The organism is Bacillus sp. T3 (assembly GCF_033449965.1).
Lineage (GTDB): Bacteria > Bacillota > Bacilli > Bacillales > Cytobacillaceae > Bacillus_BU.
Window position 1 is genome coordinate 3,211,024 of sequence record NZ_CP137761.1, and the last position, 20,852, is coordinate 3,231,875.

Here is a 20,852-nt window from a genome sequence, read left to right on the forward strand (position 1 = left end):
CTCTCCTACCTCCATAAAAATTCCTTTTATAGAAGAGTATGATGTGAACCAGCATAATGAACCGCAAAAATAAAAAAATCCTGTTAAGACAAGTTCCTTACAAACAATGTCCTAACAGGATTATTTTATAATCCAAATTTCTGTAGTCTCTTATAAAAAGTACTTCTTGGTACATCAAGTAATTTTGCAGCAGCGGTCACATTACCTTTTGTCTTGTTCAAGGCATCGAGCATTAAATCACGTTGGATTTTCGCACGGGTATTTAACCTTTCCTCATTTTCCTGTTCCAATGGAGCAGGATCCATGATTGCTAATGGTTCTAGTGTGTGCGATAAGCCGTCCAGACCACTACCAAAATCCGGGGCGGAAATATGCAATCGTTCAAGTACATTCATTAGTTCACGTATATTACCTGGCCAATCATATGCTTTTAATTTAGAAGATATTTCATTAATATTGGGAATGGACCAATTATTTCTTTTACAAAAATACTGAACAAGGAGTGGGATATCCTCTCTCCTGTTTCTTAATGGCGGAACACAGATCGGAAACACGTTTAATCTGTAAAAAAGATCTTCACGAAATTCGCCTTGCTTTACACGTTCTGTTAGATTACGATGGGTTGCCACAATAACTCGAGCATCAAAGGGTACTTCATTTGACGCCCCAATTGGAGTGACTTTTCGTTCCTGAAGCACACGTAATAAAGCTACTTGCATCGAGTGAGGGATTTCTCCAATCTCATCTAGGAAGATCGTTCCTTGATGAGCCTGTTCAAACTTACCCTTATTGCCCTGTCTTCTAGCACCCGTAAAAGCTCCTCCCACATACCCAAACAGCTCGCTTTCGATAAGTTCCTTTGGGATCGCTCCACAATTGATGGTGATAAACGGACCATTTTTTCGGGGGCTGTTATCATGAATCGCCTGAGCAATTACCTCTTTTCCACAACCCGTTTCACCCGTAATCATGACAGTTGCATCAGTAGGTGCAACAAGTTTAACTTTTTTTAATGTATTTTGAAAGGACTCACTTATTCCACACTCTCCTTTAAAAACAAAGGTGTTGGTGGACAATCTTGGAGTTGGAGTTGGTTTAGGAGTAACAATTTCCGTTAAATAGATGGAACTTCCGTTTAGGCTATTATCATCCTTAGAAAGGAAAGGCATTTGAAGATCGATTCTATACAGGGTATGTACAATTTCAAGAAGATGCATTCCAAGTACATTTGGAACCTTTTTACGAACGGGTTGACTGGCAGCTATGATCACTTGTTTGTGATTGCATACAACAAAGCATTGGTTTGGACGACTCTCAGCCAAATTAGTGGCTTGTTGAATAAGGGAAATGTTGTTCTGGAATAATCGTTGGTTTATTTCTTTTTCAATTGCATATGCAATGGACGTTACCATTCCAAACATAAGTGGATGGGAGTACTCAATCGGACAAGAAACATCAATCACACCAAGTAGGCTCCCATTTTCATGTAGGATTGGCGTAGCCGAGCAGCTCCAATAATGCGATGCAACAGAATAATGCTCGACCCCATTAATAATAACAGGTTCTCTTGTTTCAATGGCTGTCCCGATTGCATTTGTCCCGACTTCACTTTCAGTCCAACGCACTCCTTCTACAAAATTAATTCGATTTGCATCCATTAATGTTTTATTGTTGCCCGTTAAAGATAGGACGTACCCGTCTGGGTCGACAAGGAGTGTCATCATTCCCGAGTCTTTGATTGCCTGTTCCATTTGAGAAAGATAAGGTGTTGCAATTTCTAAAAGTTGTGAATTTTGATTTTTCTTAATTTGTAGCTCGTTAGAGGTTAATACATTCAAGCCTTTATTCAAATATGGATTGACTTGCTCTTGTTTGCAGCGATACCAAGATTCCGAAATCCGCTTATTCAACCGTGCTGAATCGAGCACGCCTTCCTTGACAAATCGTTTCCACGTATCTAAATATACCGTCGTAGGATTCATGGTAACACCTCTAATTTTCATAAATAATTTACACCATGATTTGAAGTGTGTTATGACCTAGAAGAAAAAATGGAGCACCAGAAAGAAATGATAAAACGAGGGTAAAAGACCATTACAAGTCCAATTATATTAAAAAATGTATTCGCTTTCAATAAATCTTAAGAACTATATAGACAATATAAAAAAACAAACTTCGCGTTCTTACGCAAAGTTTGCCGAAAATAGTATATTTAATCTATCTCCTATTAAACATGTACAGCATGACCAACTGCACTTAACAACGCTTCATGAACCGCTTCGGAAAGACTTGGGTGTGCAGCAATGAACTGCTCCATTAGATCCGTCGTCATTTCAGCGTGAAGCATAATAGCTCCCTGTCCAATCAGTTCAGTTGCGTGTAGCCCGACAATGGAAACACCTAAAATTTCTCCAAATTCAGGTTCAACGAACACCTTTACTTTCCCCAAACGTTCATTAGCGATTAATGCCTTTCCATTTGCAGCAAACGGAAACTCACCGACTCGAATATCGCCAAATTGTTCTCGTGCCTGCTTTTCCGTTAAACCAACACTGGCAATTTCAGGTGAAGTATAAATACAACGTGGCACAGCACGATAATTTACTTGAGCATCTATCCCACAAGCACTTAACGCAGCTACGGTTCCTTCATGAAAAGCAACGTGAGCGAGCTGAATCCCTCCGATCACATCACCGCATGCATAAATATCAGGAATTGAAGTTTGCATATGCTCGTTTACATGAATGCCTTTCTTTGTAAAATCAATCCCTATATGCTCTAGCCCCAATGAATTCACTCTTGGCTTACGACCAATTGAAACGAGAACTTTATCTGCTTGTACTTCATGAAAACCATCATTATTTTTTAAAATGGCTTTGTTTTGATCCATTTTCAAATCTTTCAGTTCTGTGGAAGGATAGATTATCACCCCGTCCTCTTCAAGCTGCTTATGTAGGGTTGCGACGATATCCTTATCTTCCCCTGGCAAGATTTGATCCGCCATCTCGACCATGGTGACCTTCGTTCCTAGTCTGCTATAAATACTAGCAAATTCGCACCCTATTACTCCACCGCCAATAATCAGCAAAGAAGCAGGTATCGATTGTAGCGACATTGCTTGACTGCTATCAATAATCCAGTTTCCATCAAATGGAGCAAACGGTAACGAAACAGGTTCAGATCCAGTTGCGATAATGACCTTATCTGCTGATAACTCTTCCGTTTTCCCATTTGACACGACCTGTAACAGCCGACTTGCGACAAAAGTCGCGGCTCCTTTTATCACCTTCACTTTATTTTTCTTCATTAAATAGTGAATCCCCTGGACCAGTGTCGATACAATTCCATTTTTTCGTTGTTGAACGGTACTCCAATCCAGTTCAATTTGACCTGATGGCAAACGAATTCCAAACTCATCCGAATGTTTGATTCGACTATATACTTCTGCACTTTGTAAAAGGGATTTAGTTGGCATGCACCCTTCATTTAAGCATGTACCGCCAAGTGCTCCCTGATCGATGATCGTCACATCCTGCCCCTGCTGGGCTGCAGTAATTGCAGCCACATATCCAGCAGGACCTCCACCAATGATTACGATTTTTGCCAAAGCATTCCCTTCCTTCTATAAAAGCATCGTAATTGGCTCTTCTAAATACTGCTTAATGGTTTGTAAAAATGCTGCAGCTGGTGCACCATCGAGAACCCGGTGGTCAAATGTTAAACTTAGTGGCAATATGCTTCTTCTTTCTAAATTTTCCCCAATGTACACAGGTGTGTCATAGGTTGCTCCAACACCAAGAATCCCTGTTTCAGGCGGATTTAAAACCGGAGTGAAGTGTTCAATCCCGTAGCCTCCAAGATTACTAATGGTAAAGGTTGAGCCCTGCATTTCTTCATTTGTTAACTCACTCTGTCTTGCCTTTTTAGCCAAATCTTTAATATTCAAGGATAGTTCATTAACAGAACAGCTATCCGCATTACGAATGACTGGGACGACCAAGCCCCGCTCAAGGGCAACAGCAATACCCAAATGTACATTCTTAAATAAATGAATTTTGCTATCGATGTAAGCACTATTCATTTGCTGATGTTGCTTAAGGGAAAGCACAACAGCCCGGGCAATAAAGTCTGTTAGTGATAATTTATTTTCGAATCGTTTTTGAATCGTCTCGGCTGTTTGCTTTTGTAATTTGATTAATTCTGTTACATCCACCCTCATGTTCAGTGTCAGTTGAGCAGTTTTTTGCAGGCTTTCATACATTCTTTCTGCAATCACCTTACGGATGCCAGTAACAGGGATTTGCTGAGTCTCTTCAACTGGCTTTATTGATGTGTTGGAGATTTCCTCCTGTTTCTGTGGAGGCTGAGCTTGTTGTGTACGTGAATTTTTTATCGCTTCTTGCACATCTTCTTTCGTAATTCTTCCACCTGGCCCCGTCCCTTGGATAATGTCAAGGTTAAGGTTTGCGGCCTCAGCCATCTTTTTTGCAACTGGGGAAATTTTTACTCGATCATTTACGGCCTTTGGAGATGGCGGCAGAATCGATTCAATTTTTCCGGTATTGGAGCATCCTTTAATCCTTGTGGAGTTTCCGATTTTGCTTCGGCCTGTTCCCCAGAAATTACCTCACCTTGCTGCCCGATATAGCAAATTACTGTACCAGGAGGGACTCCCTCTCCCTCAGGGACAGAAATTTTCAATAAGGTTCCCTCCGCAGGAGATTCCACATCAATTTCTATTTTTTCAGAGCTAACACTTGCAATCGGTTCACCCTTTCCAACGGGATCCCCGACTTCCTTATTCCATACCGACACTGTGCCTTCTTTCATGGCCATTCCTAGTTTCGGCATCACGACTTCTACCGGCATCTCAATCACTCCTTCCTTGGCTCTGTATTATACTTCTATAGGTGTGCCTAATAGCTCTGCGACTACTCGAACGACTGTATCTGCTTTTGGAAGATATATATCTTCAAGTGGTGGTGAGAACGGTACTGGTGTATGTGGTGCCGTGATCCGTTTTATTGGAGCATCAAGCGTATCAAATCCTTTGTCCGCCACAAGAGCCGCAATATCCGTTGCAATACTGCATCTTGGATTTGCTTCATCAATCACAATTAAACGATTTGTTTTTGCAACTGATGTAAGAATCGTTTCTTCATCTAACGGTGACAAGCTGCGAGGGTCCACCACTTCGAGTTCAATCCCTTTTTTAGCAAGCTGTTTTGCAGCCTCAAGTGCAGTATGAACTTGCTTCCCAATCGCAACAATCGTTACATCCGTACCCTCCCGCTTTATATCTGCTTTTCCAATTGGAATCGTATAATAGCCTTCAGGCACATCGCCGGTCATATTATAGAGCGTTTTATCTTCGAAAAAGATAACTGGATCGTTATCTTCTATTGCAGCTAGTAATAATCCTTTTGCTTCATATGGTGTTGAAGGAACCACAACTTTGATCCCTGGAATTGCCGTAAACAATGCATATAAGCTTTGAGAATGCTGGGCTGCCGCTCTGAAACCAGCACCGTGCATAGTTCGAATTGTTACTGGGACCTGAGCCTTACCGCCAAACATATATCGGAACTTGGCGCCCTGATTTAATACTTCGTCTAAACAACTGCCAATGAAGTCGTTAAACATTAACTCGGCAATCGGCCTTAAACCTGTAGAAGCAGCTGCCATTGCTGCGCCCATATATCCTGCCTCGGTAATTGGCGTATCTAGAATGCGCTCACGTCCAAATTCCTGAACGAGACCTTTTGTTACCCCAAGTACTCCACCCCATGCATCTTCATCCTGGAGATGGTCTACTTCTGCTCCACCTGCGACATCCTCACCCATTAGAATGACATTTTCATCTTTTCGCATTGCTAGTTTCATCGCCTCATTGATTGCAGCTGACATACTTAGCTTTCTTGTCATGTCTAGATCCTCCTTTTATTTGGCAAAATCGGATTTTTTTCCGTAGGTATTGTCTTATTAACTAGTACTCCCGTCTTTGAGTTACAGATTAATAGGAAACATATACATCGGTTAATAATTCTGAAGCACTTGGATATGGACTCTCTTCACTGAACTTCACGGCCTGTCTTACTGCCTCTTCAACCGATTTTTCAATGATTGATAATTCCGGTTCAGCCAATAACTGCTCACTTAACAAATGGTTTTTATATAGAAGAATCGCGTCTTTTTCTTTTTTATGCTCCGCTTTTTCTTGATCAGTTTTGTATTTTTGAGCATCTCCTTCAAAGTGACCGTAATTTCGATAAGTGACACATTCAATAAGGGTTGGACCCTCACCGCGACGTGCGCGTGCAACTGCTTCCTCTGCCGCTTGGTAAACAGCAAGTACATCCTTTCCATCGACCTTAATGCCTGGGATATTATAAGCAACAGCACGGTCCACGATTGATTTACAGCTCGATGCATAAGTGAACGGTGTAGCTTCTGCATAGCCATTGTTCTCAGCAACAAAAACAACCGGAAGCTTCCAAATCGCTGCTAAATTAATACCTTCATGGAAGGTTCCATGATTTTGTGCTCCATCGCCAAAGAAGCAAACGCTTACATTATCAGTCTTTTTATACTTGGCTGTTAGAGCCGAACCACAGGCGAGCGGAAAGCCTCCACCAACAATTCCATTTGCCCCAAGCATCCCTTTGTCAAAGTCCGCGATATGCATTGATCCACCTTTACCTTTACATAGCCCAGTCACCTTACCATAAATTTCAGCCATCATCCCGTTCAAATCACAGCCTTTGGCAATACAATGACCATGCCCACGATGGGTACTAGTAATACTATCCTTATCATTTAAATGGGCACAAACTCCCACTGCAACCGCTTCTTCGCCTGCATACAAGTGAACAAATCCTGGCAAAATTCCTTGGGCAAATAACTCATGAACCTTGTCCTCAAAAATCCGAATTTCAAGCATCTTTTGATACATCCATTGTGCTTTTTCCTTTGTTAAAGCGATTTCTTTGCTATTCAACGTTCTCATCATTTCAGCCTCCCTGCCTAAATTTGTTTACACCTTTTAATATTGCAAGAGGCGTGCCAAATCGTATGTGGTGATAATTGCTGGATTTTTCACGATACGACGGGATAAAAAAGAGACAAAATGAGACGGTCGTCTCCTTTTGTCTCCTTTTGTTTCTTTTGGAGGTTATGATGAATTAGCTGCTTTGGGGATTGATTACCGATATTTATGATTTTTCACCGATATGGTTCGGGGATTCACCGATATATTTATTTTTTTACCGATATATCCCGATTTTCACCGATATATTCATTTTTTCACCGATAAGACCATTTCCACAATAAAGAACGAACGATTTTCACATTAACATCAGACATCCATTCTCCACTGAGATAATGCCAACCAGCTTTCACGCTGCTCATAGTCCGGCATGATTTTACCTACCAGGCGCCAAAAGGATCGATCGTGATTGAGATGGACCATATGACACATTTCATGCACGACGACATAATCAATCACTTCAAGCGGCGCCATGGCAAGTTTCCAATTAAAGGTTAACTGGCGCAACCCATCGCAGGTTCCCCAGGTTGTCTTGCTATCTGAAATCCTGATTGAGCGTGGTTTGATTTTAAATTGATTTTGATGGTATTGAATCCGCTTTTCCACTAATCGTTTGCACTGCTGATAATAAAATCGTTTTAATGCTTTTTGGATTTGTTCTTTATCAAATTGCTTTACATAGATGTACAACGTTCCCTGTTCAAAAACGACCTTGTCCTTCTTGAGTTCTTTATCCTCGGAAATTAGAATAGGGTAATCCTTCCCTAAATATAGAAAACGTTCACCCTGTTCATAGAGCACTTCCTTTGGACCTGCTAAGCGATCCTTCATTTCTTTTATCCGTTGCTTAATTAGACCCCATTTTTCCTCAATAACGCTAAGTACTTTTTCTTCTGATGTGCCTTTTGGGGCCTGGACTTCTACATTGCCATAAAAATCAATATAGATGCCAACCGTTTTACGATTTTTATATATTAATTCAAAGCTGAGCGTTTCATCTAGATAGGTATGGATCATATTTATCACCTGAATTTAAGTTTTTACCCCATTCTATCATTTGAGAAAAAATAAAGCTTTGTTAGATTGTTTTTTCGGACAGCTAGTTTCTTTCAAAATTGCGTTTTGTCCGATAGGGACCTTCTATCGGACACTTTGATTTTATCCGAACTGCGTTTTGGCCGATAGGGACCTTCTATCGGACACTTCCCCTGTTACTAAGCCGCGCTTTGTCCGATAAAGACCTCGTATCTAAAAAAAATAGAGCCCTTCAAAAAAAATGAAGGACCCTACCTTATGAAATAATTCATGTTTACTTCGCTGTCGGTGCCAATGCTACTTCTGGGCAAGTTACTTTGTCATAGAAATCAACGTATTTGTCCCGATCATCGCTATTTCGGTATGCCATGGCAACACGTGGATGTTCATTTAATACACCAGAAATCATGTAAGGAATGATGTATCCCCACTCCCATTTTTGACGCATTTCAAGCATATGCTTTTCAATGATACCAAGGACTGGTTTTAGCTCATAGGTTGTTTTTTGGATGTAGCTAACAAGAAGCTCGGTGTTACAGTTTCCAGCTGCACGACCCATTCCATATACAGATGAATCAAGAAATTCAACCCCATTTTTTAGTGCGGTAAGGGTATTAGCAAAAGCTAGCTGCATATTGTTATGGGTGTGGATACCAAGTCTTTTATTTGGAAGCATTGCCCGAATTTTTTCACTTGGTGCTCAATGTCTTGAGGATCAAGGCTACCGAAGGAATCAACAATATAGACGACATCGACAGGACTTTCCTTCACCATTTCAAATGCTTCAATCAACTGACGTTCAGGCGCACTTGATAATGCCATAATATTGAGTGAAGTCTCATAGCCCATATCATGGAACATTTGAACAAGTTCTAAGCCTTTATCCACTTCACGAATATAGCAAGCTACTCGAATCATATCTAACACACTTTGCTCACGAGGAAGAATGTCATTTGGATCGACACGACCTATGTCTACTAGAGCCGATAGCTTCGTGAATTTTTTCTGCGGGATCACTTCTTTTAAGAAATCATCGTCTAGAAATCTCCATGGATTCGGTTCTGTTGCATTAAGAAGCTTGGCAGAGTTTTTGTAGCCAATCTCCATATATTCAACACCCGCTGCATTTAAACCATTATACAAGTCTTGAACGAATTCAATACTGAAGTCCCAATTATTTACCAATCCACCATCACGAATCGTACAGTCCAATATTTTGCTGCGATGTTCCATGATTGTCATTCCCCCTTATTTACCATATTTATTATTTTGTAACTTTTAGGCTTTTTATGTATTAATATAGCTTATTGTGTTTATACCACTGAACATTAGAAAATGTCAAATTATTTCGATAAAAAGATATCTTAAATACAATAAAAAATAAATAAGTTTAAAAGAGTAATGACGATAGATAAACGACGATGGCAACTGTAAAACTGCTTATAACAGTCGTTAATAGCACGGCTTGTGAAGCATACTCTGGGTAATTGTCATACTCAAGCGCTAACAGAGAACTATTTCTTGACGTCGGAAATGAGCTTGCAATAAAGAGAGCTTGAGCCGTAATTCCGGTTAAACCAAGCATCAATACAACGAGTAACCCAATAATTGGAGAAATAATTAGCCTACCGATGATGATCCATACGATTGGTCTAGAAATTTTGGTTATTTTTAAATAGGAAACTTGGGCTCCAAGTGTAACAAGGGCAACGGCCATAAAGGCATTTGAAGAATTCTCTATCGGCTTCCACAAAAATTCAGGAATCTCCACGTGTATACATTTCAACAAGATCGCCAATAACAACGCATAAATAACCGGCAAACGAATGATTTTTCTTAAAATTTCCAAACCACTGCTATGCGCCGAAACGCAGTTGAAAAAACCCCAAGTGTAGGTTAGGATATTTTGAAAAATAGAGACGATAATTTGGATCGACATGCCCGCAGGATGCCCAGCAAATACGAGCTCACTTACAGGGAGACCGTAATTACCGGAGTTGCTCAATACCATACTATTTTTAAAGGTAGCGGTCAGTTTGCGGTCAAATTTATTTACTTTAGCAATCACCATGCTAACGAAAATGAGCAGAATATTGAATGTAAATAAAAAGATGAGTGTCCGACTAATGAGCGCACCTGACATTTTTCCTTCATAAATATTAACAAAGCAAACAGCCGGTAATAAGAAATACACCGTCAAAGTTGACAGTGTAGATAAATCAAGCTTAATGACACGTTGTAGGATTGCGCCTGCACCTATCAACACGAATAATGGAAAAATAATGTCTAATATAATATGAAACAATATATTCATACCTGAACCCTTCTCTCTAAAGAAAAAGTAAAAAGATGCAGTGAAAGAAAGCAACCCACATCTTTCTACTTTGGAATTAACCTATAAAAAAATCATCTCAATTCATTTTTAAAATGGAAAAATGAATAAGGCAATAGCTACGACCATCATCACTAAAGTGGATCCACAGGCCCATTTAAGGAATGTTCGTTGTAGGTCGCCAAAATCTTCCCCTACCATACCAACTAAGAGGTATGTCGAAGGTACAAGGGGGCTTAATAAATGAACAGGTTGTCCCATTAATGATGCACGTCCAATCGCCGCAGGATCAATTCCATACACACTTGCTGCCTTCGAAAGTAACGGCAACACTCCATAATAAAAGGCATCATTTGACATAAAAAATGTTAAAGGCGCACTAATTATCGCTGTAATTAAAGCAAAATGCGATCCAAATGCATCTGGGATATAGGAGATCATTGTGTTTGCCATCGCGTCGACCATTTTTGTACCGGTTAAAATCCCAGTAAATATTCCTGCAGCAAACACCATCGATACAACCGATAAAGCATTATCCGCATAATTAGCGATTCGTTCTTTTTGATCACTTAATTTAGGATAATTAATCGAAATGACTAAAGCAAACCCAAGCATAAATAAGACAGTCGTCGGAAGAACTTCGTTTATCAAGGTTACAAGTAGAAGGATCGTAATTAAATAGTTTACGATAATTAACTTTGGACGTTTAAGGGAGGTAGCCTCAGCTGTAGCTGCTAATTGAGCATTCGTACTGAAATCAATCTGCAGGACACCAATTCTTTTGCGTTCTTTCTTTCCGAGGAAAAAGGCCATAACCAATACGAAAAGGATACCGCCAGCCATGGATGGAATAACAGGAGTAAAAATATCAGACATTTCTAGATTTAAAGCGGTCATCGCTCTAGCAGTTGGACCTCCCCAGGGGAGAAGGTTCATTACACCTGAAGATGAAACAGCAATCCCTGCCAGTATTAATGGTTTCATTCCAATCCTTTTATACAATGGAAGCATAGCAGAAATGGTGATCATATAGGTAGTTGTTCCATCCCCATCAAGTGATATGATCAGCGCAAGGACTGCGGTTCCTATGGCAATCTTCACCGGATCGCCCTTTACAATTTTTAAAATGGTAGAAATGATCGGATCAAATACTCCAGCATCAATCATGATTCCAAAAAATAGAATCGCAAATAGGATCATGATTCCCGTTGGAGCTACACTTTTAATACCTTCAAGCGCCATCGAGCCCATTTCTTTTCCAAATCCACCAATGAATGCAAAAATAACAGGGACCACCATCAGCGCAATCATTGCAGGAAGCCTTTTCGTCATTATTAAAATCATAAACGTGATGATCATTAAAAACCCTAATAGTGCAAGCATCATCTTCACCCCTTTTGTTTGTAAATTAAATATAGTCTAAATATTCAGAAGTGAAAACGTTACCAAAATTAAGTTATTAACGTTCATTAAATAGGTTTTGTTCATATTGTTCATAGGAGGATGATTTTTCTAATTTATTAAAATTTTGCTACAGAAAGTAAGTGGCTCCCCCCTACTAAATTAAATAATATTTTCTTTCGGGTCTTCCGACAATTCCATAAACGACTTCTGTTCTTACTTCCTGCTTGGAGGAGAGATACTCTAAATACCTACGTGCAGTTATCCGCGACGCACCAATTGACATTCCAACATCTTCAGCAGAAAGACCTACATTTCTTTCCTGGAAAACTGCCTTTACTTTTCCTAAAGTAATGACATCAATCCCTTTGGGTAAACCTTTTCGCTCTGACGGTACTCTACTCATTTTATTACCAAAAAGTAAGTCCACATATTTCTGATCGACTTCTTGGGAGGAAGAAAGAAGGAGATGTTTTTTAATAAACTCCTGGATGACCACCTCAAACCTTTCCCTACTCACTGGTTTGATTAAGTAATTCTCAACCCCATAGGCTAAAGCTTTTTCGAGGATTGATTTGTCTGTAGCTGCTGTAATTAGCATAATGTTGGTTTTTGGGAACCTCTCACGGATTTCGGGCAGTAACTCTGAACCAAGCCTATCCGGCATATACACATCTAGGAGCAGGAGGTCAGGAGTCTCCTGCTCTAACAATTCTAGCGTTTGCTCTCCATTTAGTGCTTTTCCAACTACCTTTATTTCAAGAAACTGCTGTAAATATTTTTCGTGAATATTAGCAATTCGAAAATCATCCTCGGCAATCACCACTTTTATAGAATCCAATCTTCTCAACTCCTTGTACATTTTTTGGTAAATACACTGTAAAAACCGTAGCATCTTCAATGCTGCTATGTACCTCTATCATTCCACCTAGCTCCAGCACTGCCTTTTCTGCATTAGAGAGACCGAAGCCCCGAGCTTCCGATCCATTTTTAGTGCTATATCCCATTTCAAAGAGAAAAGGGATTATCGTTTCATCTATTCCAGGCCCATTATCGGAAATCTCAAATATAATATCTGTCCCTATATCTGTTGTAAAAAACTTAACTAATGGATTTTCACATTCTGTTACCGCTTCGAAAGCATTATCGATTAAATTTCCAAGAATGACGATTAAGTTAGCGAGTTTAATATGAGGTGGTAATATATCCAAATAACTGTCTTGGTTAATCTCAAACCTGAGCTTCTTTTCTGATGCTTTTCCAATTTTACCTAATAGAATAGCCTGCACTTTCGTATCTTTTATTTGGTTAAAAACAACAGAGTTTTGAAGATGCAATATTTCTGTTTCGTTTTGAATCATAGCGATTGCCTGGTCATATTCGCCAAGCTGGAGCAAGCCTAATAGTACGTATAATTTATTCGTAAATTCATGGGTTTGGGCACGGAGGTCCTCCGAGTATCTTTTTACTTCTGATATTGTCTCAAGCATTTTTTCAATTTCAGTTTTATCTCTAAAGGAGGCAACCACTCCCTTTATTCCTGTCTCATCCGAGATTGGGATACTATTTACAATTACCTTTTTATCTTTCCAGACCATTTCTTTATCACTTTGGGCGTTTCCCGTTTTGAGAATCTCGTACAAATAAGTTGAAGGGAAGAGTCCATCCACTTTCCTATTCCTTACTGATCCTTGTAGATGAAGGAGTCTCTTCGCCTGCTGATTCATCATCGTAATATAGCCTTCATTATTAATCGCAAGAATCCCCTCTTTGACTGAATGCAGCACAGCATTTTTTTCTTTATAAAGTGAGGCAATCTCGTAGGGCTCGAGACCCATTGTATCCTTTCGAATATTTCGACCTAATAAAATACTACTAATAAGAGAAATGAATAGAGCAAAGAAAGAAACAACCAGAACTCGGCTAAGGTTGTCTATGATTTGGTGACGCACATCTTCTAAAAGAAATCCTACAGAAACAACTCCGATAATCTCACCTTGATCATTAAAAATTGGAGATTTACCTCTAATAGACGGACCAAGAGTACCTTCTGCTTTTGAAATATAATACTCTCCTCCTAGTAAAGCTCGTTCATTATCTCCACCTGTCATTTTTTGCCCTATTTTTTCCTTCAATGGATGTGCAAATCTTATCTCATCTTTATTTCCAATCACTACAAATTCGGCACCCGTTTCCTTGCGGATTTTTTCAGCGATTGGCTGGATCGTTCTTGAAGGATCGCTCGTTTGAAAGGCGTCGATTATGGTTGGAATATAGGAGACTGTTCTAGAAATTTCTAAGGCCAGCTTTCCTTTGTTTTCCTCGATTTGTTGGCTTTCCATAAAGCTATAAAAAGTCGTCATTAATACAATTAGAAATAGACTCAGTGTAAGAACAAGTCCAAAAATCTTTGTTTGTAAGGAAATTTTGATTGATTTCAGTCAGAGCACCTCCTAATACAACATATATCAACTTGAAATCATTAGAGCTTTAAATATTTTTTAAAAAGTCTGTTTTTAATCTTTTTACTATAATTATACTAGAATATATAAATATTAAAATCGATTCCTATGCATTCTTTGTAAAAAGTAGCATAAAAATAGACTCCTACATTTGCGAAGGAGCCCTGTTCCAATTTTTATTTTTGTTGAAAATAGTAATCAAGTAATCTTTTCCCGATTGTTTTATTTATACCACTTCCGTCATTCTCCACATTCGGAATTACGACTGAAAAGGCAACTTCCGGATTGTCATACGGAGCATACCCTACTAACGTTAAGTTGTAGTTATAGCCACCCTTACCATCATATACCTGTGCCGTGCCTGTTTTTCCAGGCAGGTTGATAGGTTGCACCTCTAAAGTATGAAGCACCTGTACCCTTACTCCCATTCATCACTAGTCGAAAGCCCTCTTGAACCCGCTCTATAAAGGGGAGATCCATATCAACTTTATTCAATATTTTAGGCTGATATTGTTGAATGACTTCACCTTGCTTGGTGCTTTCAGTCACAGGTTCACGAATCTCCTTCATTATATGAGGCTGAACACGACTGCCGTCATTCGCAATCGTTGATACATATTGAACAAGCTGCAGTGGGGTGTACGTATCAAATTGACCAATTGCAAAATCCATTAAATTCCCTAATTTTTGCACTCCACCATTATAGCCCGTGGCTTCCTTCGGTAAATCGATTTCGGTTTTCACACCCAAGCCAAATTGGCCAAAATACTTTCTCATCGTTTCATATGCCTGCTCTGGATCGTTAAATCCTGATTTAGTCTCATAATTATATTTTCCTATTTTCATAGCGATATTGAACATATAAACATTCGATGACCGTTCGAGCGCTGTTAGATCATTGATTCGCCCCATATTGGTATACGACTTTTTAATAGGAGTCCCAGCAAGCTTAATCGGGCTATCAACAAAGGTATCTCCAGGTTTGATAACACCTGTTTCGTAGCCTGTTAAAACGGTAGCTCCTTTAACAGCGGATCCCATTGCATAAGCGTTATAGAGCACACCATATAGATCGTCATCAATGTTTGATCCGTCTTCTTTTTTACCTGTAATGGCGAGTATTTCACCTGTTTTGGGGTTGGTAACAACCACGTAGGCACTCGTTGCGCCTTTATCCTTGCTCAGCTCTTCGGTGAGGATTTTTTCCAACTCTTGCTGCAATGGCAAATCTATGGTTAAAGCTAAATCCTTTCCAGCTTCTCCAGAGCTCACCTTTACGTCAGTAATGTTCCCTGTTCGATCTTCCACATAGGTTTGTTTTTCTTTTTTTCCACGCAGAGTGTCCTCATATTGCTGCTCAAGAAAGCTCGTTCCCACTAGATCACTCATTGCATAGCCAGATTTTTTATAGGTTTCTGAGTCCTCTTGAGGAATTTGTCCTACTTTTCCAAATAACTGAATTAAAGTATCTCCATAAACATATTTTCGCTCTGAGTCGAGCTTCACTTCTATGCCTGGTAATCCATCTAATTGTTCATTCACGACGGCCATTTCCTCAACCGTTAGTCCTGTTTTAATTCTGTTAGCAGAAGAAGAATCCACATCCATTTCTCGTTTAATCGCCAGTACCTGCATTTCATCCTGAGTGATTGCTGCTAAATCCTTTTCGTCAATCCGCTCAAGCAGAAGCTCGTATTCTTCCTTATCATCGAGTTTTTCTTTTTCATTTTTGGTTAATTTTGCGAATGCTTTCGTTTTTCTTGTTAAGATAAAGTAATCTTTTTTATCTCGCTTTGTCACTTTATCGGTTTCCACCTTAATCAAACTGGCCAGCTTTTTGGCTAGCTTGAGCTTGTCTTCCTGAGTGTCATTGTTTGATAAATTGGTATAAGTTAATGAATAAATTGGCTGGTTATCAACCAGGACATTCCCATTTCGGTCAAAAATCTTCCCGCGCGGAGTACTCCAGGAATAGACGGTTTTAGTGGTAATTTCACTTTTTGCTTTGTATTCTTCCCCTTGGACGATCTGTATTTTGCCTAGCCGTAGAATCAAAGCAGCAAACAGCAAAAATACAATGGTAAAAAGAAGGTTCATCCGAAGAAACAGAGATTTGTTTCTCCTTTCTCTCTCATTCCAGTCATCTACTCCTTTTTCGCCCTTTCGTATCGTGGTTATTTCTAAACCACGAACATTAAACATTTCCAATAAAAACCAGACTCTAACTTAAATAATCTTGAATTTTTCTTTTTTCTCACGATTGTCTGTATTCATAATTTGGGCTAAGATTTCATCCAAATATTTGTTAAAAGAAGGGTGGGAACGATGTCTCGGTCTTGCTAATGAAATCGGCAAATTCATCGCAACTTTTCCATCCTTTAATACAATGACACGGTCTGACAAAAGCACCGCCTCTTCCACATCATGGGTAACTAATATCGTGGTGAGTTGTTTTTTTTGCCAAATGGACTCGATCAACCTCTGCATTTCCATTCTCGTCAATGCATCCAATGCCCCCAGTGGTTCATCTAAAAGTAAAAGCTTAGGCTCGTGGACTAACGCACGTGCTAATGCTACTCGTTGTCTTTGACCTCCTGAAAGCGAGGATGGATAATTCAAGGCGCGTTCCTCAAGTCCTACACTTCGCAATGTTTCAAGCGCTTTATTTCTCCAATGACCGTAAAGGCCAACACCAATGTTTTCAATGACCTTTTTCCATGGTAGCAGTCTCCCATCTTGAAACATCATTCGTGCATGATGGTTTAACGCATGTAATTTTTCCCCGTTCATTAGGACGGTTCCGCCACTCGCTGATTCCAATCCGGCAATAATCCGCAGCAGCGTGCTTTTTCCACAGCCACTTTTTCCAACAATTGAAATAAATTCCCCTTGTTTAAAAGAAAGATTGATTCCTTTTATAACATTAAGCTTGTTATAGGCTTTTTGAACATCCTTTAAAACTAAAATTTCATTATTTTCCACTTTGAACATTCCCTCCTCCACAAGATTTTCTTTCAGAAATGTTAGGACAACTGCCTCCATATTAACCACTTGTTTTCAAATAATTTAGCAATCCAATCAGAGAGCTTACCTAGTAAGGCATAAATTAAAATACTTAACACGATAATGTCCATTTGCATAAATTCACGGGCATTCATCGCCATATAGCCAATTCCAGAGTTTGCCGCGATCGTTTCCGCTACAATCAATGTCGTCCACATGATTCCAAGTGAATAGCGAATGCCGACAAGAATGGACGATAAGGCACCCGGGAAAATCACATGAACAAATAGCGAAAAGCCTTTTAAACCATAAGCCCGACCCATTTCGATTAAGCCACGATCGACTGATTTAATTCCGTGATAGGTGTTAATATAAACTGGAAACAAAACACCTAGAGCAACGAGGAATATTTTTGATGTTTCGTCAATTCCAAACCATAAAATGACAAGTGGAATTAAGGCTAAGTGCGGAATATTCCTCAACATTTGAATCGAAGTATCTAACAGTAAATCTAAAGATTTAAATAAACCATTAAATAATCCAAGTGCAAAGCCAATTGAACCTCCAATTAAAAATCCAACTAACGCTCTCCATAAACTAATGGAAATGTGATCAACAAGTTCACCAGAAGCCGAAAGCTCCACACCCGCTTTCACGACATCAAATGGTGAAGGCAATATTCTTGAAGGAATCACTCCCCCAGCGCTTAATCCCTGCCACAATAATAAAACAAGGGTGGGAATCGCCCAGGGAAGCAATTTTCCTCCCCAGTTTTTGTTTGCCACGGATTTCACCTCCATCATTTTTCGATAACCGCATCAGTTATCGAAATCTCTTTAGGAATAATCTCTAACTCGTAAAATAAATCAGCGATTTCCTGTTGCTCATCAAGAATTTCATTCGTTAGTTCATCCACACCATATTCACGTCTTTCAACTGCTTTCGTAATCGATTCAGTATCCATTTTTAGGGCACTTGCAAGCAGCTCGATTAATTCTTGATGATGATTGTTTGCCCAATCCATAGACTCTGTCACAACCGCAAGCATTTCATTAATTAGCTCTTGGTCCTTTTCTGCAAATTCCTCTGTCGCAACGAAGAAATCTCGATCCGTTGTAAGTCCTTCTCCGTTAACAAGCATTCGTGCATTTGTGTTCACTTCGGTTGAGGAAGTATAAGGATCCCAAACGACCCAAGCATCCACTTGGCCCTGTTCAAAAGCAATCCGCGCATTACCAGGCTGGAGGTAAGCAGGTTCAATATCATCGAGTGAAAGGCCCGCTTTCTCTAATGCCTTTACGAGTAAATAATGGGAACTTGATCCTTTAGAAAAAGCGACTTTTTTTCCTTTTAAATCGTCGAGTGAGCTAATAGATGAATCATTTTGCACTAATATTCCGCTTCCTTCATACTTTGACGCACCAGCTGCCACATATTTCAGAGAAGAGCCCGAAGCTTGTGAGAAGATTGGAGGTGTATTTCCCGTCCTTCCAAAATCAATGCTTCCGGAATTTAATGCTTCAAGAAGAGATGGACCGTCCTGAAATTCCTTCCATTCAACCTTGTACCCTAATTCTTCTAATCGCTCATCTAAAGATCCTAATGATTTTACGATGAAAAGGGGACCATTTTTTTGATAGCCTATACGAACAACCTTTTCATTCGTTTCTTCCTGAGCAGCTTCACTATTACTATTACTGCAGCCTGTGGTCACGATCGAAATCAACAATAGACAGACTAAGATAAAATTCACTTTACTTTTCTTCTTCACGATTTTCACAACCCTCATTTCGATTTTGTTAATTTGACCTAGGCTTGGCGTAATAATCTGGGGTATTTCCGACTTATAGCTAACGTAGAGCTGGGATACATGCACTTTTCCTTGGTAAATCCCGCATTATGTTTACGTAGAATTGCAATACGTGCACTATTCCTCGGTAAACCTCGCATTACGTTCACGTAGAGCTGGGATAGTCTACAGAACCGAAACCCGGTCCTATTTTCATCTTATCTTCATTGCTTTATAAGTTTGATTGATTTCGAGACCTAACTCTTTTAATCTAGTCCTCTGGATTTTTCCAGGTCGGTCCTACTGGAATTTCATCCACGACCAATACTTCAGCTGGACACTTATAGCTGGATAATGACTTTTGACAATGATTGAGTACTAGCTTTGTGGTTTCCTCACGATTTTCATGACTGTTATGACAAACAACATAAGAAACGACCATCTCTCCATATAGCGGATGTGGCATGCCAATTACAGCGGCATCCTTTATGGTTGGAAGCTGACGAATCACATCCTCCACTTCATACGGACTGATTTTTTCACCGCCTCGGTTGATCATTTCCTTGATTCGGCCAACGATAAATACGTATCCCTCTTTATCAACGTAACCAAGGTCTCCTGTATGGAACCAGCCCTCTTTAAAATCATTCTGATTGTCTGCTTCAATATAATAAGAGACCACATGATTTCCTTGAATGGCAATTTCGCCAATTTTATTCGGTAGACATGGTTGTCCAGCTTGATCGGCAATTTTTAATTTCACCCCAACAGGCAAACCGACCGAGCCTAATACTCGTTTCATTGGAGGGAGTGGATTGACACAGATTTGACTGGCTGCCTCTGTCATCCCATATGATTGGATAACTGGAACACCGAACCGTCGCTCAAAGCGACGGGCATTGACCATCGGCAGCTGCGAAGAGGCTGAACGGATGAATCGAAAATTGGGTGAAATTTCCTTTGGGCGCTCTCCATTTAATAGAATCGATATAACTGCTGGAACAGCAGATACCCAGGTTACTTTATGTTCTTTCACTACATTCCAAAACTTTGAAGCACTGAACTTAGGGGCGATCACGATCTTACCTTCTGATAAAAAGGTAGAAAGAACGGCAACTACTTGCGCGTTAATGTGAAATAACGGCAAAAAACAATACGTGACGTCACTAGAACTAAGCTCATGCGAATGGATAATGTTTTCTATATTTGCAAGAATTTGTCCATGCGTTAAGCCAACTGCCTTTGGCTTCCCAGTAGTGCCTGAAGTATAAAGCTGCACAGCAAGTGAATCATTCGTAGTTTTATAGGATTCAGAATTTACATTTTTTTCTTTCCTTTCAACTCGTCCCCATTTTGAACCTAAATAATCATAGCGATTTTGTAAAATCGATCCATTATCAACAACAAAAATAGATTGTAATGGCACATTTGAGAAGCTATTATTTAACAATAGCTCAGCATGCTGTTTTCCCATAAAGCCACACACTGGACGGCAGCGCTGAATAAATGAAATAAATTCATATTCAGGCATACTAGGATTAATAGGAACCACTACGGCTCCATAATCGATAATGGCTAAATATAGACATACAAATTTGTACGAATTAGGGTAGCTTAATAGAATTCGGTCCCTTATTCGTACATCCGCTGCCGCTAAGCAATCCTGTATTTTAGAAATATCACTAAGTAAGTCATGGGAAAAATACCAACGTTCATCATCATGGATAATCGGTTTGGGCAAAGCTAAAGAATATTTCAGTCTATCTGTTAATCTAGACATTTGAT

15 protein-coding genes and 2 pseudogenes are annotated in these 20,852 nt (G+C 39.6%); all 17 read right to left on the reverse strand.

Annotated features, from left to right (window positions below):
- Positions 1-125: 125 nt before the first annotated feature.
- Complete coding sequence (locus RGF10_RS16495) at positions 126-1,982, reverse strand: sigma-54-dependent Fis family transcriptional regulator (protein ID WP_318503830.1); 1,857 nt, start codon at positions 1,980-1,982, stop codon at positions 126-128.
- Positions 1,983-2,227: 245 nt separating this feature from the next.
- The gene (lpdA, locus tag RGF10_RS16500) at positions 2,228-3,607 is read right to left on the reverse strand and encodes a dihydrolipoyl dehydrogenase (RefSeq protein ID WP_318503832.1); all 1,380 of its coding nucleotides are present in this window, start codon (positions 3,605-3,607) and stop codon (positions 2,228-2,230) included.
- A 15-nt stretch (positions 3,608-3,622) separates the two neighbouring features.
- Positions 3,623-4,869, reverse strand: a pseudogene (locus RGF10_RS16505) (dihydrolipoamide acetyltransferase family protein).
- A 27-nt stretch (positions 4,870-4,896) separates the two neighbouring features.
- Positions 4,897-5,925: an alpha-ketoacid dehydrogenase subunit beta gene (locus RGF10_RS16510; protein WP_318503834.1), complete on the reverse strand. Its 1,029-nt coding sequence runs from the start codon at positions 5,923-5,925 to the stop codon at positions 4,897-4,899.
- Between the two features lie 88 nt (positions 5,926-6,013).
- The gene (locus RGF10_RS16515; protein ID WP_318509527.1) at positions 6,014-7,006 is read right to left on the reverse strand and encodes a thiamine pyrophosphate-dependent dehydrogenase E1 component subunit alpha; all 993 of its coding nucleotides are present in this window, start codon (positions 7,004-7,006) and stop codon (positions 6,014-6,016) included.
- 348 nt (positions 7,007-7,354) lie between these two features.
- Positions 7,355-8,062, reverse strand: a complete 708-nt coding sequence (locus RGF10_RS16520; RefSeq protein WP_318503836.1) for a M48 family metallopeptidase — start codon at positions 8,060-8,062, stop codon at positions 7,355-7,357.
- A gap of 292 nt (positions 8,063-8,354) precedes the next feature.
- A pseudogene (locus tag RGF10_RS16525) lies at positions 8,355-9,313 on the reverse strand (aldolase catalytic domain-containing protein).
- 157 nt (positions 9,314-9,470) lie between these two features.
- Positions 9,471-10,394, reverse strand: coding sequence for an AEC family transporter (locus RGF10_RS16530; RefSeq protein ID WP_318503838.1), 924 nt, complete (start codon positions 10,392-10,394; stop codon positions 9,471-9,473).
- Between the two features lie 108 nt (positions 10,395-10,502).
- Entirely contained in the window at positions 10,503-11,795 is a 1,293-nt protein-coding gene (locus tag RGF10_RS16535) for a CitMHS family transporter (RefSeq protein WP_318509529.1), read from the reverse strand.
- Between the two features lie 175 nt (positions 11,796-11,970).
- Positions 11,971-12,675: a response regulator gene (locus RGF10_RS16540; protein ID WP_318503840.1), complete on the reverse strand. Its 705-nt coding sequence runs from the start codon at positions 12,673-12,675 to the stop codon at positions 11,971-11,973.
- A complete protein-coding gene (locus RGF10_RS16545) occupies positions 12,620-14,155 on the reverse strand; it encodes a sensor histidine kinase (protein ID WP_318503841.1) in 1,536 nt (511 codons plus the stop codon). Before RGF10_RS16545 ends, RGF10_RS16540 begins: the two co-directional genes overlap by 56 nt.
- A 296-nt stretch (positions 14,156-14,451) precedes the next feature.
- Entirely contained in the window at positions 14,452-14,685 is a 234-nt protein-coding gene (locus RGF10_RS16550) for a penicillin-binding transpeptidase domain-containing protein (protein WP_318503843.1), read from the reverse strand.
- Complete coding sequence (locus RGF10_RS16555) at positions 14,618-16,477, reverse strand: peptidoglycan D,D-transpeptidase FtsI family protein (protein WP_318509531.1); 1,860 nt, start codon at positions 16,475-16,477, stop codon at positions 14,618-14,620. The genes RGF10_RS16550 and RGF10_RS16555 overlap by 68 nt, the downstream gene beginning before the upstream one ends.
- 24 nt (positions 16,478-16,501) lie before the next feature.
- Positions 16,502-17,266, reverse strand: a complete 765-nt coding sequence (locus RGF10_RS16560; protein ID WP_318503845.1) for an ATP-binding cassette domain-containing protein — start codon at positions 17,264-17,266, stop codon at positions 16,502-16,504.
- Between the two features lie 32 nt (positions 17,267-17,298).
- Positions 17,299-18,078, reverse strand: a complete 780-nt coding sequence (gene ssuC / locus RGF10_RS16565) for an aliphatic sulfonate ABC transporter permease SsuC (protein ID WP_412176743.1) — start codon at positions 18,076-18,078, stop codon at positions 17,299-17,301.
- The gene (locus tag RGF10_RS16570; RefSeq protein ID WP_318503849.1) at positions 18,078-19,049 is read right to left on the reverse strand and encodes a sulfonate ABC transporter substrate-binding protein; all 972 of its coding nucleotides are present in this window, start codon (positions 19,047-19,049) and stop codon (positions 18,078-18,080) included. Before RGF10_RS16570 ends, ssuC begins: the two co-directional genes overlap by 1 nt.
- A gap of 289 nt (positions 19,050-19,338) precedes the next feature.
- A complete protein-coding gene (locus RGF10_RS16575; protein WP_318503851.1) occupies positions 19,339-20,847 on the reverse strand; it encodes an AMP-binding protein in 1,509 nt (502 codons plus the stop codon).
- Between the last annotated feature and the right edge of the window lie 5 nt (positions 20,848-20,852).

What these genes read in the sequence shown, in the direction of transcription:
- RGF10_RS16545 (WP_318503841.1), bottom strand. Translation starts at nt 14,155, where the DNA reads ATGGAAAGCCAACAAATCGAGGAAAACAAAGGAAAGCTGGCCTTAGAA.
- RGF10_RS16540 (WP_318503840.1), bottom strand. Translation starts at nt 12,675, where the DNA reads ATGTACAAGGAGTTGAGAAGATTGGATTCTATAAAAGTGGTGATTGCC.
- RGF10_RS16510 (WP_318503834.1), bottom strand. Translation starts at nt 5,925, where the DNA reads ATGACAAGAAAGCTAAGTATGTCAGCTGCAATCAATGAGGCGATGAAA.
- ssuC (WP_412176743.1), bottom strand. Translation starts at nt 18,078, where the DNA reads ATGGAGGTGAAATCCGTGGCAAACAAAAACTGGGGAGGAAAATTGCTT.
- RGF10_RS16520 (WP_318503836.1), bottom strand. Translation starts at nt 8,062, where the DNA reads ATGATCCATACCTATCTAGATGAAACGCTCAGCTTTGAATTAATATAT.
- RGF10_RS16575 (WP_318503851.1), bottom strand. Translation starts at nt 20,847, where the DNA reads ATGTCTAGATTAACAGATAGACTGAAATATTCTTTAGCTTTGCCCAAA.
- RGF10_RS16515 (WP_318509527.1), bottom strand. Translation starts at nt 7,006, where the DNA reads ATGAGAACGTTGAATAGCAAAGAAATCGCTTTAACAAAGGAAAAAGCA.
- RGF10_RS16555 (WP_318509531.1), bottom strand. Translation starts at nt 16,477, where the DNA reads ATGTTTAATGTTCGTGGTTTAGAAATAACCACGATACGAAAGGGCGAA.
- RGF10_RS16530 (WP_318503838.1), bottom strand. Translation starts at nt 10,394, where the DNA reads ATGAATATATTGTTTCATATTATATTAGACATTATTTTTCCATTATTC.
- RGF10_RS16560 (WP_318503845.1), bottom strand. Translation starts at nt 17,266, where the DNA reads ATGTTCAAAGTGGAAAATAATGAAATTTTAGTTTTAAAGGATGTTCAA.
- RGF10_RS16535 (WP_318509529.1), bottom strand. Translation starts at nt 11,795, where the DNA reads ATGCTTGCACTATTAGGGTTTTTAATGATCATCACGTTTATGATTTTA.
- RGF10_RS16495 (WP_318503830.1), bottom strand. Translation starts at nt 1,982, where the DNA reads ATGAATCCTACGACGGTATATTTAGATACGTGGAAACGATTTGTCAAG.